At 69.3% G+C, this 15,614-nt stretch carries 16 protein-coding genes; 4 read left to right on the plus strand and 12 right to left on the minus strand.

Annotated elements, in window-relative coordinates:
- Positions 1-10: 10 nt before the first annotated feature.
- Positions 11-733, plus strand: a complete 723-nt coding sequence (locus A3OK_RS0118615; protein WP_019906406.1) for a glutathione S-transferase — start codon at positions 11-13, stop codon at positions 731-733.
- On the opposite strand, the gene A3OK_RS0118620 is transcribed toward A3OK_RS0118615, so the two are convergent.
- On the minus strand, positions 687-1,634 hold the full coding sequence (locus tag A3OK_RS0118620; protein ID WP_348625434.1) for a tyrosine recombinase XerC: 948 nt from the start codon (positions 1,632-1,634) through the stop codon (positions 687-689). The two genes, A3OK_RS0118615 and A3OK_RS0118620, sit on opposite strands and share 47 nt — an antisense overlap.
- 274 nt (positions 1,635-1,908) lie before the next feature.
- On the opposite strand from A3OK_RS0118620, the gene A3OK_RS0118625 reads away from it, so the two are divergent.
- Positions 1,909-2,493, plus strand: coding sequence for a histidine phosphatase family protein (locus A3OK_RS0118625; RefSeq protein ID WP_026597422.1), 585 nt, complete (start codon positions 1,909-1,911; stop codon positions 2,491-2,493).
- 37 nt (positions 2,494-2,530) lie between these two features.
- Here the strand turns inward: A3OK_RS0118625 and A3OK_RS0118630 are convergent, their stop codons facing one another.
- From A3OK_RS0118630 to A3OK_RS0118675, 10 genes are all read right to left on the minus strand, one after another.
- A complete protein-coding gene (locus A3OK_RS0118630; protein WP_019906410.1) occupies positions 2,531-3,244 on the minus strand; it encodes a hypothetical protein in 714 nt (237 codons plus the stop codon).
- Positions 3,245-3,365: 121 nt separating this feature from the next.
- Positions 3,366-4,382, minus strand: a complete 1,017-nt coding sequence (locus tag A3OK_RS0118635; protein ID WP_019906411.1) for a hypothetical protein — start codon at positions 4,380-4,382, stop codon at positions 3,366-3,368.
- Positions 4,373-5,050, minus strand: a complete 678-nt coding sequence (locus A3OK_RS0118640) for a DUF1007 family protein (RefSeq protein WP_019906412.1) — start codon at positions 5,048-5,050, stop codon at positions 4,373-4,375. Before A3OK_RS0118640 ends, A3OK_RS0118635 begins: the two co-directional genes overlap by 10 nt.
- A gap of 123 nt (positions 5,051-5,173) precedes the next feature.
- On the minus strand, positions 5,174-6,853 hold the full coding sequence (locus tag A3OK_RS0118645) for a methyl-accepting chemotaxis protein (RefSeq protein ID WP_019906413.1): 1,680 nt from the start codon (positions 6,851-6,853) through the stop codon (positions 5,174-5,176).
- 183 nt (positions 6,854-7,036) lie between these two features.
- Entirely contained in the window at positions 7,037-7,411 is a 375-nt protein-coding gene (locus tag A3OK_RS0118650; protein ID WP_019906414.1) for a hypothetical protein, read from the minus strand.
- Between the two features lie 305 nt (positions 7,412-7,716).
- The gene (locus A3OK_RS0118655; protein ID WP_026597423.1) at positions 7,717-8,184 is read right to left on the minus strand and encodes a cytochrome c-type biogenesis protein; all 468 of its coding nucleotides are present in this window, start codon (positions 8,182-8,184) and stop codon (positions 7,717-7,719) included.
- Positions 8,181-10,190 (minus strand): heme lyase CcmF/NrfE family subunit, encoded by a 2,010-nt coding sequence (locus A3OK_RS0118660; protein WP_019906416.1) that lies wholly within the window; start codon positions 10,188-10,190, stop codon positions 8,181-8,183. The genes A3OK_RS0118655 and A3OK_RS0118660 overlap by 4 nt, the downstream gene beginning before the upstream one ends.
- A 46-nt stretch (positions 10,191-10,236) precedes the next feature.
- On the minus strand, positions 10,237-10,779 hold the full coding sequence (ccmE, locus tag A3OK_RS0118665; RefSeq protein WP_019906417.1) for a cytochrome c maturation protein CcmE: 543 nt from the start codon (positions 10,777-10,779) through the stop codon (positions 10,237-10,239).
- Between the two features lie 174 nt (positions 10,780-10,953).
- A complete protein-coding gene (ccmI, locus tag A3OK_RS0118670; RefSeq protein WP_019906418.1) occupies positions 10,954-12,510 on the minus strand; it encodes a c-type cytochrome biogenesis protein CcmI in 1,557 nt (518 codons plus the stop codon).
- A gap of 197 nt (positions 12,511-12,707) precedes the next feature.
- Complete coding sequence (locus A3OK_RS0118675; protein ID WP_019906419.1) at positions 12,708-14,123, minus strand: sensor histidine kinase; 1,416 nt, start codon at positions 14,121-14,123, stop codon at positions 12,708-12,710.
- A 132-nt stretch (positions 14,124-14,255) separates the two neighbouring features.
- Between A3OK_RS0118675 and A3OK_RS0118680 the strand changes: the two genes are divergently transcribed.
- Complete coding sequence (locus tag A3OK_RS0118680; protein ID WP_019906420.1) at positions 14,256-14,495, plus strand: type II toxin-antitoxin system VapB family antitoxin; 240 nt, start codon at positions 14,256-14,258, stop codon at positions 14,493-14,495.
- Positions 14,495-14,899 (plus strand): type II toxin-antitoxin system VapC family toxin, encoded by a 405-nt coding sequence (locus A3OK_RS0118685; protein WP_019906421.1) that lies wholly within the window; start codon positions 14,495-14,497, stop codon positions 14,897-14,899. Before A3OK_RS0118680 ends, A3OK_RS0118685 begins: the two co-directional genes overlap by 1 nt.
- A 12-nt stretch (positions 14,900-14,911) precedes the next feature.
- Here A3OK_RS0118685 and A3OK_RS0118690 read toward each other — a convergent pair whose 3' ends face one another.
- Positions 14,912-15,589, minus strand: coding sequence for a response regulator transcription factor (locus A3OK_RS0118690; protein ID WP_019906422.1), 678 nt, complete (start codon positions 15,587-15,589; stop codon positions 14,912-14,914).
- Between the last annotated feature and the right edge of the window lie 25 nt (positions 15,590-15,614).

A 15,614-nucleotide genomic window follows, 5' to 3' on the forward strand; every position in this document is an offset into this window, starting at 1 on the left:
GAGCGGACGGATGACCTACGAGCTCTATTACTGGCCGACGATCCAGGGGCGGGGCGAGTTCGTCCGTCTCGCCCTGGAGGATGCCGGCGCCGATTATGTCGATATCGCCCGCGGACGGGAGCAGGACGGGCAGGGCCTGGGCGCCATGACCGCGCTTCTCGAAGATCCCGCGATCGCCCGGCCTTCCTACGCGCCGCCCTTTCTTCGCGACGGCGACGTCACCATCGGCCAGAGCGCGGCCATCCTGCTGTATCTCGGTCCCCGGCTCGGCCTCGCGCCCACCCATGAGGCCGATCGCATCTGGACCCACCAGATCCAGCTGACCGTCGCCGATGTCGTGGCCGAGGCGCACGATACCCATCATCCCATCGCGGTGAGCCTCACCTACGAGGAGCAGAAGCCCGAGGCCGCTCGCCGCGCCAGGGATTTCCAGGCGAACCGGATCCCGGAATATCTCGCCTGGTTCGACCATGTGCTCAGCCGCAACGGCGGCCGCCACCTCGTCGGCGATGCCGTGACCTATGCCGATCTCTCGCTGTTCCAGCTCGTCGAGGGGCTGCTCCATGCCTTTCCGGGGTCGACGCGACGGGTGCTCGCCGACAATCCCAAGGTCGCCGCCCTGCACGATGCCGTGCGGCGACGGCCGAGGATCGCCGCCTATCTCGCGAGCCCGCGCCGCATCCCCTTCAACGAGCAGGGGATCTTTCGGCGCTATCCCGAACTCGACCTGTAGCTCTCGCGCCCGCGCGGGGATGCGCCTGGTCGAACGCATCCAGCAGCCGGGCGGCATCGACCTTGGTGTAGAGCTGCGTCGTCGAGAGGGAGGCGTGGCCGAGCAGTTCCTGGATCGCGCGCATCTCTCCCTGGCGGGCCAGGAGATGAGTGGCGAAGGAGTGCCGCAGGGCATGGGGCGTGGCGCTGTCGGGCAGGCCGAGGGCACCGCGCAGGGACGCCACCGCATATTGGATGATGCGCGGAGAGAGCTTGGCGCCCTTCACGCCCACGAAGAGAGGCCCTTCGGGATCGAGAGCGTAGGGGCAGGCCGCGAGATAGGCCGCCACCGCCTCGGCCACGACGGGAAGGATCGGCACCATCCGGTCCTTGCCGCCCTTGCCCGTCACCGTGACCGAATCCCGTCCCGGCACCGGCGCATCGCGGCAGGCGAGGCCGAGCGCTTCGGAGATACGCAGGCCGGACCCGTAGAGCAGGGCAAGGACGGCCGCGTCCCGCGCCAGAACCCAGGGCTCCCGCGCTTCTCCGGCGCGGGAATCCACCTCGGTGAGGGCGCGCGCGGCGGCGATCGGGATCGGTCGCGGCAGGCGCCGCTCGACCTTGGGCGAGCGGATCGCCCCGAGGGCGGAGACGCTGCCATGGCCCTCGCGCTCGAGATGCCGCGCGAAGGAGCGCAGGCCGGCAAGCGCCCGCATCAGCGATCGCCCGTTCACGTTCTCCGCCCGTCGCGCGGCCATGAACCCGCGGATGTCGCGCGGCTTGAGGGCGACGAGACCGGCGATCCGCACGGTGCCGTTGCGGCTCTGCAGATGGGCGAGGAACTGCCTCAGGTCGCGGGAATAGGCCTCCACCGTGTTCGCGGCCATCCGCCTTTCGCGCAGGAGGCTGTCCTCCCAGGCCAGGGCGAGGGCTCGAAGCGCGTCGTCGCCGGGATAGGCGGGCGCGCAAGCCGGAGCGGCTGGCGGAGGCCCATGGGGGGGAGGCGGCAGGACATGGAGCATCGCGCGGCGATCCAGGGGCGAAAAGCCCACTCAACGCCATCGAAGTTGACGGAGCGTTGCCGGTCGGTCGACGTCACCGCGACGATGGCCAACCTTTCCGAGGAACGGCGCGGCGGCTAAGCGCTTGTCCAACGCCGCTTCCGTCCCGCTTCCCATCCTCCCGATCCGAGCCTGCATGCCCGAGACACGTATCGTCTGCATCCGCCACGGCGAATCGACCTTCAACGCAGCCCACCGCCTCACCGGGCGAGATCCCGGCCATATCGATGCCCGCCTGACGGAGAGGGGCCTCGCCCAGGTCGCGGCGGCGCGGGAGGGATTGCTGGACATTCCCTTCGATCTCGTGGTGACCTCGCCGCTCACCCGCGCCATCCAGACCACCGCCGGCATCTTCGCCGATCATCCGGCAAAGCCCGAGATCCTGGTGGAGGTGCTCCATCGCGAGTGCCAGGAGAGCAGCTGCGACGTCGGTCGCGCGGCCTCCGTGCTCAAGGCCGAGTTCCCGCATCTCGATGTCGACCACCTGCCGGAGATCTGGTGGCATGCCGAAGGCGAGCCGATCGCCGAGGGGGTCCATGTCGAGCCGCGCCGGCTGTTCGACCGGCGGGTCGCGAGCTTCCGTGACTGGCTGGCGGAGCGGCATGAGCGCACCATCGCCGTCGTCGGCCACGGCACCTTCTTCTTCCACCTCACCGGCATCTGGCTCGACAACTGCGAGACCACCGAACTCGATCTCGCCTCGGGACCCGTCACAGGCTGATCGCCCCGTTCGCCGATCGATCCGGGTCACCGCTTCCTCAAGCGGCGCCGGCCCTCGCCGCGTCCAGGCGTTCGCGCGCCTGAAGGAGGTCGATGTCGGGTGCCTGCCTTCCGATGGCGAGCGCGTCCTCGAGGATCGTGACGGCGCTGCCCCAGATGCCCTCGGTGAAGAGCGCCGCACCCTCCGCGACTTCGGCCGCGCAGCGGGCATCTTTCGCCGCCTTTACTGCTGCGGCGGCGCTGCGGGCCACGGACGAGGCCAGGGCACCGCGCGTCCAGTCGCTCCGCTGCGACGCCTGCTGCGCAGCGGCGCCTCCACGCCATGCGGCGGCTCGCGCGGCCGAGACGCCCTCATCGAGATCGCTCGCTTCGTCGCAGCGGGCGGCGAGGTCCGCGAAGCCCGCGCGGTCGAGCAGGGGCGGCAGGATGCGGCGGATACTCTCCAGTGCCAGAAACCGGGTGCGTCGCTCCTCGATCTCGGCCCTGTCGGCCGAGCCGGACAGGCGCAGGACGAAGGCCATCAGGCGGGGGCGTTCGTCATCCGGCATCGCGTCGTTGAGGCCGAGCGCGTAGGCCGCGAGCGGCGTCGAGAAACAGGGCGGACAATCGGCGGACGAGCGGATCGTCCGGTAGGGCAATCCCGCGGCGACGATCGCCGCCTCGTTGATGCAGGTCCCGCCATCGGGCCCCGGGAAAGGGTGAGAACCGGCGAGCAGGCGCCAGTTGAGGATATGCTCGAAACCCGCTGCCATGCCTGACGGCCCCCTCCGGTTTCACGGGAAAACCCACCCTGCGGCCCCCGGCGGCGTTCGCACCGAAACCAGTAGGCCTGGGAAATCTGCCACGAGACGGCGAGGCCTGACGAGGGAAATCTTATCCGCCGACCCCGACAGCGAGGCCCGACAGCATGGCGAGGCCGAGCACGAGGACGAACGCGCCGGCAAGGAGTTCGAGTCCACCCACCGCGAGGGCTCCCGCAGAGCCGCGTCCGCCGGCGAGCTTCAGGGCCATCGCCTTTGCAAAGACCGCTAAACTCGCGAGCGCGCCCGTGGTGAGGGCGGTCCCGAGCGCCATCGCGAAGGTCGCCGCGATGCCGGCCGCGAGGATGCCCTGCGAGGCGGAGAAGACGAGGATGAGCACCGCCCCGGCGCAGGGGCGGGACCCGGCGGCGATCACGACGCCGGCCCGCTCCCGCCAAGATTCGAGCCGGCCGATGACGGTGGCGTCGGTGAGGTGGACATGTCCGCAGCCGGGGGCGCAGGTGGCGGGCTCGCCGGCCAGTGCCAGGGCGGCGAGGCGGCCGGCCTTTCTCCACGTCACCGAGAGGCCGAGGAGGGCTACGAGGGCGAAGCTCACCGTCTCAATCAGCGTGCCCGCGCGCGTCATGCCGGCGGCCGTGGCGTTGAGGAGCAGGCTGCCGATCCCGACGATGGCGATGGCGACGATGGCCTGAAGCAGCGCGGCGGCGGCGCTGAGGGAGAAGCCACGGACGAGCGCCCGTTCCCCGGCGACGATGTAGCCGGCGATCACCGCCTTGCCGTGGCCCGGCCCTGCTGCGTGGAACACGCCGTAGCTGAAGCCGATGAGGATCATCGGCCCCCAGCTTCCGCCATCCTTGATCGCGGCGACGGTGGCCTGCAGGCTGCGCGAGAAGCTCGACTGCATGGCGAGCAGCCAGCCGCCGAGTCCATTGGCCGAGGGCGCGGCCTCGCGAAAGCCGATGCCGAAGGGCGAGCGCGACGGCGGCGGAACCGCACCGGAGCCGAGCCACAGCATCAGCCCGGTGAGTACCAGGGCGACGATGCCGACCGCCGCGACTGCGAGCGCCACCTGCCATGCGAGCCGGGCGCGCGTGCCGTCGGGGCCGGCGATGGCTGTGCCTACGGACATGCGACGATGATCCGGTTGGCGAACTGGACGCCGTAATTCGAAGCGCTGGTGAGAGCCTCGAAGAAGGCCTCCGACATGCCGGGCTTGGCGTCCGCCGTCTTCGGCTGCTCGGCCTTGGGCCGGGTCACCGTGGCGGCGCAGCCGGCCGGCGCGCCGACGAGGCGGGCGGTATCCGCATCCTCGGAGAGGCTGAACGAGACGAAATAGCTCGGATCGTACACTTCCAGCGCCGCGACGCCCCGGCCTTGCGCCACTGGCGACTTCAGCGGAAGCAGGAAGCTGAGTGTCAGGGTGTCGCCATTCATCGCCATGCGCGGCTCGGTCGGGTCACCGAAGCTCTGCTCCTTGCCGCCGACCTTGAGCTTGGTGAAATAGGCGAATTCGGCGAGATTCGTGGTGTTCTCGGCCGCCAGCCCGGCGAGTTCGTCCGGGGACAGCTTGCCGTCGCCATTGGCATCGAGGCCCTGCGTGACGAAGGCGGAATAGTTCGCATCGAAGGTCCAGGCGTGGCGGATGCCGGTGACCTTGCCACCCTCGCCGTAATCGATCTCCGCCTTCGAGGTCACCCAGACATGGGGATGGGCCTGCGCCGGAGCGGCCAGACCCAGGCTGAGAGCGAGAGCCGCTGCACAGGGGGATGCGAGGGAACGAGCGATCGGCGAAGCCATGCTGGACGCTCGCGATTCAAGGTAAAGAAAATCTCAACACGTGGTGCGTTGCCGACGGAAACACCGCCCACCGCTTCGATCTCCTCCGATGTCACTGGGGCGAAAGCGAGGCGCGTCCCCGCATCACGCGGCCCGGACGCTGGCGAGGAACCCGGCGATCCGTGCATCGAGGGCGAGGCTCGCCGCTGCCACGCGTCCCGCGATGATCCTCACCGATTCGGCTGCCCTGGCGCTCGAAGCGGCCGCCTCCTCGACGGTGGCGATGCCCCCGGACACCGCATCCGCGCTGGCCTCGGCATCGGCGACGCTCTCCGAGACGCGGCCGCCCGCGATCCGCTGGGCGTCGAGGGCGAGGGCGACGGCGGCATCCGCGCCCGCCATCTGCTCCATCGTCCCGCCGATCGCCTCGACCGCCCGAAGGGTGTCGTCCGCAGCGGCACGGATGGCCTCGATCTGCCTCTTGATCGCCTCCGTGGCACCAGCGGTCTGGGCGGCGAGCGCCTTCACCTCGCCGGCGACCACCGCGAAACCCCGTCCAGCCTCGCCGGCGCGGGCCGCCTCGATGGTGGCGTTGAGGGCGAGGAGGTTGGTCTGCGCGGCCACGGTGGCGATGGTTTCCACCACCGTGCCGATCTCGCGTCCTGCCTCGGTGAGCGATACGGCAGCCCGGCGCGTGGCCGTGACGTCGCGTTGCGCCAGATCGCCGAGACCGTCGCGGATGCGCGATTGCCGGTCGATCGCCTCGCCACCCTCGGCGACCTCCGCACTGGCCGCCGCGGCCCTGCGCACCTGCCGACCCGCGCCGGCGGCCCCGTGCGAGACGATGGTGGTCTGATCCCGCGTGAGGCGCACGGCGTCCGAGACCGCCTCGGCGGCCCCCGCCATGGCGTCCGCGGCGCTCGACAGATCCTGCGCTACGAGGCGCGCGTCTTCCTCGAAGGCCTGGGCCGCCGCTTCGAGGCGGGTGGCCCGCTCCGTGTCCAAGGCGGACCGGGCGAGTGCCGTCGCGTCTCCGTCGACCTTCTCGACGAGGACGGTCCGAAGCACGGCGATGGAGCGGGCCATGGTCCCGATCTCGTCGCGGCGGTCCGTCAGCGGAATGGGACGCGCCAGATCCATGGCGGCGAGGGCGTCGATCGCGGAACCCAGACGAGCCAGCGGCTGGCGGATTTCCTTCCGGACCAGCCAGAGGGCCAAAGCGAGGGTCGACAGGATCACGACGGCGGAGGCGGCGAGGCTGACGATGCGTGTCCGCCGGATTTCCGCCGTGACCTCGGTCCGTTCGTCGGCCAGGCGAGCCAAGGTGTTCTCGCCGATGCGCGTGATCGCCGATACCATCCCGATGCGGCTCGCCACGGTCGCTTCGTCCGTGCCCTGGATGAGGGCGGCTTTGGGGGAAATGGTGAGGCCGAGTTCCGCCGTATCGGTCTGATAGGCCAGGAACTCCTTCAGCATGAGATCGAGCGTGAGGCGTTCCGTGTCGGGGACATGCCCCTGGATTTGAGCCAGGAAGGCCTCTCTCTGCCGGCCGACAGCGGCGAGAGCGCCTTTCAGAGCGCCGAACCTGCCTTTGGCATCCTCGGTATTCTCGGCGGTGTAGACAGAATTGGCCGCGACGACCGTGCGTTCGATCGCGAGGGCGAGGCCCTGCGCCGACAGGGCCCGTTCCCAGACCGCATCCATCTCCGTCGCCCGTGTCTGCCGATGCAGCACGACCCGGTCGTGGAGCAGGGACAGAGCGCAGGCGCCGAGGGCGAGAAGCCCCATCACCGCCGCGAGCTTGTTACCGAGGGAGAGCCGCATCGATCCGGTCCGTCATCTGTCGCTTTTGCGATGCTGATGACGTTCCGAACCTTGCGGGGAGCTTAAATCGAGGCGGCTAACAGATTGAAATGTCTAACGAAGATTGCTCGGAGCCGCACTCCGGAGGCAGTCTAAAAAGCAGTGGCGGCTCCCGGAGGAACCGGGAGCCGCCCGATCGTCAGCTCAGTAGGCCGTCGCGTCGGCCGAGGCGACGTCGACACGGTCGCCATTGCGCGAGAAGGCGATGGTGGTCTCGCGCCCATCGGAACCGAGGGTGCCGGGCACCGAGAGATGCACCGTCTGCTCGGGGTTGAGGGTGGTCACGAGACGGATCACCTGCGGCTGATCGCTGCCGGAATTGACGCTGGCCAGGGTCGCGACGACGCGGTAGCGGCCGTTCTCGACCGTGTAATAGGCCGAGCCGCGATACGCGCCGAGATCGACGCTGCGGGCGCTCGCCGGCTGAAGCTCCGTCGCCATCGAGGCGGTGGCGGAAGCGAGCGTGAGGGCGGTAGCGATGAGGGCGGTGGCGAGGGGAGTTTTGGACGAGATGCGCATGATGAGGAGAACCTGTGCGGTTACTGTCCGCCGGGAGTGCCCGTTCGGAGAGCCGGTTGCACCGGGAGACCGACATATGCGGATTTCATGCTGCGCTGCGAAGATGGAAATATTGCAACGCATAAATGCGCTGAATGCATGTCTGTGGGATTTATCCGGTTAGATATGCCGACAGATCATGAAGGCGGTGAGTTTACGACCCTCAAGCCCGCCTGATCGTCAGACCTCGACGGGCACAGGCGCGTTTCGGCCAGCGCCGCGACGCCACGTCGCCGTCATGTTGCGGTGCAATATAAAAGGTCGCGTCAGTCGCGACGGGTCAGCGCCGCGATCTCGGCCTCTTCCCTCGCGGTCAGCGCGGCCTCGCCATCGGCCCGACGACGCGACAGCCGCCAGATCCCGAAGACGCCGAGGCCGAGCGCCGCCAGAGGTGTCAGCCAGAGCAGCAGCGTGTGCAAGGCGAGGACCGGGCGCAGCAGGACATACTCGCCGTAGCGACCGACGACGTAAGCCTGGACCTGCTTGTCGTCATCTCCGGCCTTGAGCCGTTCCCGCACGATCAGCCGCAGATCGCGCGCCAGGGGGGCGTCGGAATCGTCGATCGACTGGTTCTGGCAGACGAGGCAGCGCAGGCCGGAGGAGATGTCGCGCGCCCGGGCTTCGAGCCTGGCATCCGGCAGCACCTCGTCCGGCTGGACCGCGAGGACGTGACCCGAAGAGGTGACGAGGAGCGCCAAGGCGAGCCACGCCCGAGGAAGAGCCCCGGCGCTCATTCGGCCGGTGCCATGTTGCCCGGCAAGGCCTTGGCCTTCTCCTTCGCCCGCGCCGGTGCCCCGACACGCATCCTGCGGTCGGTGAGCGACACCGCTCCGCCGAGCGCCATCACCACGGCGCCGAGCCAGATCAGCAGCACCAAGGGCTTGTAGTAGAGCCGCAGCCCGATGGCGCCGCCGGGAACGACTTCGCCGAGGCTGGCATAGACCTGGCTCACGCCGAGGGTCAGGAGGCCCGATTCCGTGACAGTCATCTTGCGGCTGGGATAGAAGCGCTTGCCCGTCTCCACCGTGCCGACGAAGTCGCCGGCGGCGTTGCGGATGGTCAGGAAGGCCGTCGTCTCCTCGTAATTCTCGCCCGCGCGCGGGCCGACCCGGTCGAGGGTGGCGACATAGGGGCCGGAGGCGAGGGACTCGCCCGGCTTCACCGTGCTCAATCCTTCCGTGGCCCAGCCCTGCGCGGCGATGCCCAGGACCACGACGCCGACGCCGGCATGGGCCAGGGCCGTACCCCAGGACGAGCGCGGCAGGCCGATGGCACGGCGGAACACGGCGCTGGCGGTCCGGGCGCGGCTGTTGCCATAGCCGCGGGCGCGCGAGACGATCTCCATCACCGAGCCGATGATCAGGTAGGCGCCGAGGCCGATGCCGATGGGCGCCATCATCGGGCCGCCCCAGGTCCAGGCCAGAACGGCGAGGCCGACGACGAGCGCGACCCCCATGGCGGCGAACAGGCGCTGGGAGGCGGCGTGCACGTCGCCGCGCTTCCAGGCCAGGGTCTGGCCGAAGGGCACGATCAGGAGGAGCGGGATCGCCAGGGGGATGAAGGTGTAGTTGAAGAAGGGCGGGCCTACCGAGATCTTCTCCGCCGTCAGGGATTCGAGCAGCAGCGGGTAGAGCGTGCCGACGAAGACGGTGGCGCAGGCGGCGGCGAGGAACAGGTTGTTCATCACCAGCGCGCCCTCGCGCGAGATCGGCGCGAACAGGCCGCCCTGCCGCAGCATCGGCGCGCGCCAGGCGAAGAGGCTGAGCGAGCCGCCGATGAACAGGATCAGGATGGCGAGGATGAAGACGCCGCGCGTCGGGTCGGTCGCGAAGGAATGCACCGAGGTGAGGACGCCGGAGCGCACGATGAAGGTGCCGAGCAGCGACAGCGAGAAGGTGAGGATGGCGAGCAGCACCGTCCAGACCTTGAGCGCGTCGCGCTTCTCCATGACCACGGTGGAATGCAGCAGCGCCGTACCCGCGAGCCAGGGCATCAGCGAAGCGTTCTCCACCGGATCCCAGAACCACCAGCCGCCCCAGCCGAGCTCGTAATAGGCCCAGTACGAGCCCATCGCGATGCCCAGCGTCAGGAAGCTCCAGGCGGTCAGCGTCCAGGGCCGCACCGCGCGCGCCCAGACCGCGTCGATCCGCCCGTCGATGAGCGCGGCGATGGCGAAGGCGAAGGTGATCGAGAAGCCGACATAGCCGACGTAGAGCAGCGGCGGATGGATCGCGAGGCCGAAATCCTGCAGCAGCGGGTTGAGGTCGTTGCCCTCCACCGGCGCCGGACTCATCCGCGTGAACGGGTTCGAGGTGGTGATGATGAACAGCACGAAGACGAAGGTGATGAGGCCCTGGACCGCCAGGGTGTTGGCCCGCAGCACCGGCGGTACCGAATTCCTCGACACGGCGACCAGCGCGCCGAACAGGGCGAGGATGAGGACCCAGAGCAGCATCGAGCCCTCGTGGTTCCCCCACACGCCCGAGAGCTTGTAGAGGAAGGGCTTGGCCGTATGCGAGTTCTCGACCACGTTCTGGACCGAGAAGTCCGAGGTGGCGTGCGCGTAGGTGAGCGCCGCGAACGAGAACAGGATGCAGCCGAAGGCGCCCAGCGCCGCCGGCGTCGCCACGGCGCGCAAGGCCGCGTCGCCCGAGCGGGCGGCCCAGACCGGCATCACCGCCTGGACGAGGGAGAGCGCCAGCGCCAGCGCCAGCGCGAAATGTCCGACCTCGATCAGCACGTCGGATTGTCCTTCCCTATGGCGACTTGCCTGGCAGCCACTTGGCTCATCGTTCGCTGCGTCGTCCGAGACCGGTCTCGCCGTCGGCGGTCGTCACGCCGGCCGGACTCTCCTTGCCGGGGGCGCCCGGCTTGCCGGCAGCGGCGCCCTTGGAGCCGCCTTCCTGCCAGCGCCCCTGCGCCTTGAGCGCGTCGGCGACCTCGCGGGGCATGTAGGATTCGTCGTGCTTGGCGAGCACGGTGTCGGCGCGGAAGATGCCGCCCGGTTCGAGCCGGCCCTCGGCGACGATGCCCTGTCCCTCGCGGAAGAGGTCGGGGAGCAATCCGCGATACTGCACCTGCACGGTGGCATTGGTGTCGGTCACGGCGAAGTCGATATTCTGGTCGGGGCCGCGCTGGAGTGAGCCCTCCTTCACGAGGCCGCCGAGGCGGAAGCGCGTGCCCGGTGCCACGCCCTGCGCGGTCACCTCGGTCGGCGACCGGAAGAACACGATCGATCCGCTCATGGCGGAGAGGATCAGGCCGAGCGCCAGAGCGAGCACGGCGCCGCAGGCGGCGATCAGGATCAGGCGGCGGCTCTTGCGAGTCACGAGTTTCGTCCCGTTTCTATGTCCGCGCCTCATGATCGGGCGCTCAGGCCGTGCGGAAGTCTCGTTCCGGTTGTCCCGTCGTCTGGCGTGTCTCGGGTTTCGGCCCCATGGCAGTCCGGGTCAAGGGCCGCGGCCGGGGCGGATTGTCAGGGGCGCCGTTCCTCGCGGCTTGAATCAGGGCGTGCCGTTGCCTCCGCGCAGGCCGAGCTCCTGGGCCAGGATGTCGAGCTTTTCCATGGCTCGGGGATCGGGGCTCAAGGCCATGCGCCCGCGATCGAGGGCATGGCTCGCCTGCTGGCGCTCACCGAGCACAGAGTAGGAACGCACGAGACGCAGCCAATCATCCACCGTGCCGCCCTTCGAGGCGAGGCGCCGGTCGAGGCCGGCGACCATGCTGCGGATGGCGGCGTCGCGTTCCGGCGCCGGCATCGCCTTCACGGCGGCCACGGCCGCATCCGTCCCGGCGCGCTCGGCCGCGTCCGCCGCGGTGATCGGCGGTGTCGTCGGCGCGGGCGCCGAGGCGAGGCCGAACTCGCGGGCGAGTTCGTCGAGCCGGCCGGTGGCGTCCGCGTCGCTGCCGAGCGCCGTCCGAGCCCGGTCGAGCACCGCCTTCATCTTTTCGCGATCCCCGAGCACGCCGTAGGAACGGACGAGGCGCACCCACTCGTCGGCCGTGCCGCCCTTCTCCGACAGGCGCCGGTCGAGGCCTTCGACCATGCCGCGGATCGCCGCGTCACGGCTGGCCGGCGGCATCGCCTGCAACGCGGCGGCGGGGCCGGGCTCGGCGGCGGCGGGGCCGGATTCGGCAGTCTTGGCGCGCGGGATGTCGGGGCCCTGCGCGCCGGGCTTCTCCGTCGGAGCCGGCTCGCCCTTGAGCCGGGTCAGGGTCTCGCGCACCAGCGGCAGCCAGGGCGCATCGGCCGGAGCGCTGTCCAACAGGGTCGAGAGGCGCTGGATCGCGCCGGGAATGTCGCCGTCGAGTTCGGCGGCGCGCGCGAGATAGAAGCGCGGCTTGGCCGCACTCGCATCGAGCTCCGCCGCGCGCTCGAAGATCTCCTTCGCGCGGGGCGTAACGGTTCCGTTGGCGCCGGCCACCAGCGCCTCGCCCCAGTCGGAGAGCCGCTGCGGCGTCTCGCCGAGCACGCGGGTCGCCGCCTCGTAGGCATGCGCCGCATCGTCGAAACGCCCGAGACGGACATAGACCGGTGCCAGAACCGACCAGCCGCGACCGTCGCTCGGGTCGCTGGCGAGACGCGCTTCGATCTGACCGATGGCCTTCAGCATGTCCTGGCCGCCGGCCTGCGCCGACTGCCGGTCCGCCGCCGTCTGGGACGGCATGTGCGGTGAGCCGTAGAGGCCGTAGGCGATGAGCGCGACGAGAGGGATCGTCGAGAGCGCGAAGGCCGATGCCGCGCGACGCTGGCGCAAGGCGGGTTCGGCCATGCCGTCGGAGGCGGCCTCGGGGCTCTCGCGGCTGGCGCGCAGGAGGCGGCGGCCGGCTTCGGTCCGGGCGGCCTCGGCCTCTCCTGGGGCGATCAGCCCGCGCGCGAGGTCACGCTCGATCTCGCGGACCTGATCCTCGTAGAAGCTGGTCTCGGTGGAGAGCGCCTCAGCCTGAGGTTGTGCGACGGACTTCGCCCGCCGTGCCTTAGACCACAGTGACATCGGCCAGAGCAGGGCCAATACGGTGCCGCCCGTCATCGCCGCCAGAATGAACCAGATCGCCGTCATCGTACCCCAGAATCACAACACAGCATGTAAACGCCGGACGGGCCTGAGCGCAGGGATCGGTCCGGCGACACGGTGTCACGCGAGTCCGTGCGGTTTCAGACGGCGAAGACCGACCCCGACATCGGCGGCGCCCTCGTTTGAAACACCATTCGCGGCGTTTCGGGAAGTGCGGGGAGGGGTACCGCCCGTCGCAAGCATCATCCGACGCTGGCATTCGGCGCGTCGCCCGGCACCTCGATCACGGCCCTGACGCCTCCGAGGGTCGCGTCCTCCAGGCGGAAGCGGCCGCGATAGAGGGTCGCCAGATCGGCGACGATGGAGAGGCCGAGGCCCGAGCCCGGCTTGGTCTCGTCGAGCCGCCGCCCGCGACCGAGGACCGCCGCGCGATCCTCGGGTTGCAGCCCCGGTCCGTCATCCTCGATGGAAACGAGGAGATGGGGATAATGGTGCTCGCTCACCGTCTCCGCCCGGATCGACACGCGGCTGCGGGCCCATTTCGAGGCGTTGTCGACGAGGTTGCCGATCATCTCCTCGAAATCCTGGCGCTCGCCGCGAAAGCGCAGGCCGGCGGGCACGTGGACCTCGTAGGCGATGTCTTTGTCGCGGTAGATCTTGCCGAAGGTGCGCACCAGGCCGGCGAGGGCCGGCTCGACTTCGGTGGAGGTGCCGAGCGTGCCGGCCAGCGCCGCCGCCCGCGCCCGGTCGAGGTGGTAGTTCACCTGGTCGCGCATCACCGCCGCCTGCTCGCGGATCTTGAAGGCGAGGTCTTCCTGCGCATCGCTGGCGCCGACCTCGTTGACGATGATCGAGAGCGGTGTCTTCAGGGCATGGGCGAGGTTGCCGACCTGCGTCCGCGCGCGCTCCAGGATTTCGCGGTTGGTCTCGATCAGAAGGTTCACCTCGCCGGCGAGGGGGGCGATGTCGCGCGGGTATTCCCCGCCGATGCGGTCGGCCTCACCCCGGCGGATCGCGCCGAGGGCCGTGCGCAGCTTCGCCAGGGGGGCCAGACCGAAGCGGATCTGCAGCAGCGTCGTCAGCGCCAGGAACAGGCCGAGCAGGCCGAAGGTCACCATCAGCGAGAAGCGGAAGCGGCCGACATCGTTCTCGATCTCGTCGGCCGGGCCGGCGACGCGCACGGTGTAGCGCCCCTCCTCGCCGAGATCGACATCGCGCTCGATGATGCGCAGGGGGCGGTCGTCCTGGGCCTTGCCGTAGCCCTGGCGAATCTGGCCGATCCCGGCATTGGTGTCCGGCGTCCCCGCCGGCTTCAGCGGCACGCCGACGAGGGAGCGCGAGGTGCGCAGGTCGCGCGGGCGCGCTTCCGGCCGTCCCACCTGCCAGTACCAGCCCGAGAGCGGCAGGTCGAAGCGCGGATCGCTCAGGTTGAAGGACCGGCTCTCCGGGTCGTTGGGCGAGACGAGATCGGTGGCGAGGTTGTTGGCATAGACCAGAAGCCGGCTGTCGAAGGAGCGCTCGGTGTTCTCGCGATAGAGCGTGGTGAGGATCCAGGCCGCGATCAGCAGGATCGCCGAACTCGCGAGCAGCGCGGAGCCCGCCAGGCGCACGGCGATGGAGCGGCGCCGGAACGGCAGCCAGGACGGAAAGGCGGTCATCTCGGCGTGTCGGTCATGGGGGCCGTGCCCTGGTGCGTGAGAGAGGCCGGCAACGCGCTCTGCGCGAAGCACGGCGCTGGTGTAGACGGCCTGTCCATATTATGTACACATCTCGCGGAAGGGGAACGGACCATGGCTCTTCATATTCGCGACGAGGAAGCGGATCGCCTCGTGCGGCTTCTCGCCGAGCGCAAGCACATTTCGCTGACGGACGCCATCAAGCTCGGCGTGGGCAACGAGCTCAAGCGCGAGGACGAGAAGCTCTCGCTGTGGGAGCGTATTCGCCCGATTCGTGAGCGCATCGCCCAATCCCCCTCGACGGGTCTGGAGGCGGACAAAGCGTTCTACGACGAACTCAGTGGCGACATCTGATGTACGTCGATTCCTCTGCGATCGTCGCGATGATGACCGACGAACCGGAAGGTCGGAGACTATCAGAGCATCTCGAAGCAGCAACTCACCGCATCACGTCGGCGCTCGCCATATACGAAGCCGCACTCGCCATCCGTCGCAAGCGGCTTCGGCCGATGGTGACGATCCAGGCCGACATCGCGATGTTCTTGGACGCGACGGATACACGGGTGGTTTCGGTTCCTGGCTCGGCGGCGGATCGGGCCCTGAGCGCCTTTGAACAATTTGGCAAAGGAACTGGCCATCCCGCTCAGCTGAACATGGGAGATTGCTTCTCTTACGCCATGGCTGATCTCCACGGCGTCCCGCTCCTCTTCAATGGCCGGGACTTCGTCCACACCGACATCGCCCAGGCTCTGGCCTGAACCGCGCCGACGCTACACCCGCGACGGCGGCTGGTTCGGGTCGACGAGGTAGCCGAGGCCGCGCACGGTCTGGATCAGGTCCACCGCGAGCTTCTTCCTGAGACGGCCGACAAAGACCTCGATCGTGTTGGAATCCCTGTCGAAATCCTGGTCGTAGAGATGCTCGGTCAACTCGGCCCGTGAGACGACGCGGCCGGTATGGTGCATCAGGTAGGCGAGCAGGCGGTATTCGTGGCTGGTCAGCTTGATCGGGTTGCCGTCGACATAGACGCGGCCCGAGCGGGTATCGAGCACGACCGGCCCGCAGGAGATCTGGCTGGTGGCATGGCCGGTGGCGCGGCGCAGGAGCGCGCGCACGCGGGCCATCAGCTCCTCCATGTGGAAGGGCTTGGTCACGTAGTCGTCGGCCCCGGCATCGAAGCCGTCGACCTTGTCCGACCAGCGGTCGCGGGCGGTGAGGATGATGACCGGCGTCTTGATCCCCGCGCGGCGCCATTTCTGCAGCACGCTGACGCCGTCCGCCTTCGGCAGGCCCATGTCGAGGATGATCGCGTCGTAGGGCTCGCTCTCGCCGAGATAGCCGCCCTCCTCGCCGTCGAAGGCCTTGTCGGCGACGTAGCCGGCCTCCTCGAGCGCGTTCACCACTTGCCGGTTGATATCCCGGTCATCCTCGACGACGAGCAGACGCACTGCGATTCACTCCCAAGATGAGGCG

Source organism: Methylobacterium sp. 77 (assembly GCF_000372825.1).
Classification (GTDB): Bacteria; Pseudomonadota; Alphaproteobacteria; order Rhizobiales; family Beijerinckiaceae; genus Methylobacterium.

Coding starts and splice junctions, on each gene's coding strand:
- A3OK_RS0118650 (WP_019906414.1), bottom strand. CDS start 7,411: ATGCGCATCTCGTCCAAAACTCCCCTCGCCACCGCCCTCATCGCTACC.
- A3OK_RS0118655 (WP_026597423.1), bottom strand. CDS start 8,184: ATGAGCGCCGGGGCTCTTCCTCGGGCGTGGCTCGCCTTGGCGCTCCTC.
- A3OK_RS0118640 (WP_019906412.1), bottom strand. CDS start 5,050: ATGGCTTCGCCGATCGCTCGTTCCCTCGCATCCCCCTGTGCAGCGGCT.
- A3OK_RS0118675 (WP_019906419.1), bottom strand. CDS start 14,123: ATGACCGCCTTTCCGTCCTGGCTGCCGTTCCGGCGCCGCTCCATCGCC.
- A3OK_RS0118625 (WP_026597422.1), top strand. CDS start 1,909: ATGCCCGAGACACGTATCGTCTGCATCCGCCACGGCGAATCGACCTTC.
- A3OK_RS0118685 (WP_019906421.1), top strand. CDS start 14,495: ATGTACGTCGATTCCTCTGCGATCGTCGCGATGATGACCGACGAACCG.
- A3OK_RS0118630 (WP_019906410.1), bottom strand. CDS start 3,244: ATGGCAGCGGGTTTCGAGCATATCCTCAACTGGCGCCTGCTCGCCGGT.
- A3OK_RS0118645 (WP_019906413.1), bottom strand. CDS start 6,853: ATGCGGCTCTCCCTCGGTAACAAGCTCGCGGCGGTGATGGGGCTTCTC.
- A3OK_RS0118615 (WP_019906406.1), top strand. CDS start 11: ATGACCTACGAGCTCTATTACTGGCCGACGATCCAGGGGCGGGGCGAG.
- A3OK_RS0118680 (WP_019906420.1), top strand. CDS start 14,256: ATGGCTCTTCATATTCGCGACGAGGAAGCGGATCGCCTCGTGCGGCTT.
- A3OK_RS0118635 (WP_019906411.1), bottom strand. CDS start 4,382: ATGTCCGTAGGCACAGCCATCGCCGGCCCCGACGGCACGCGCGCCCGG.
- ccmI (WP_019906418.1), bottom strand. CDS start 12,510: ATGACGGCGATCTGGTTCATTCTGGCGGCGATGACGGGCGGCACCGTA.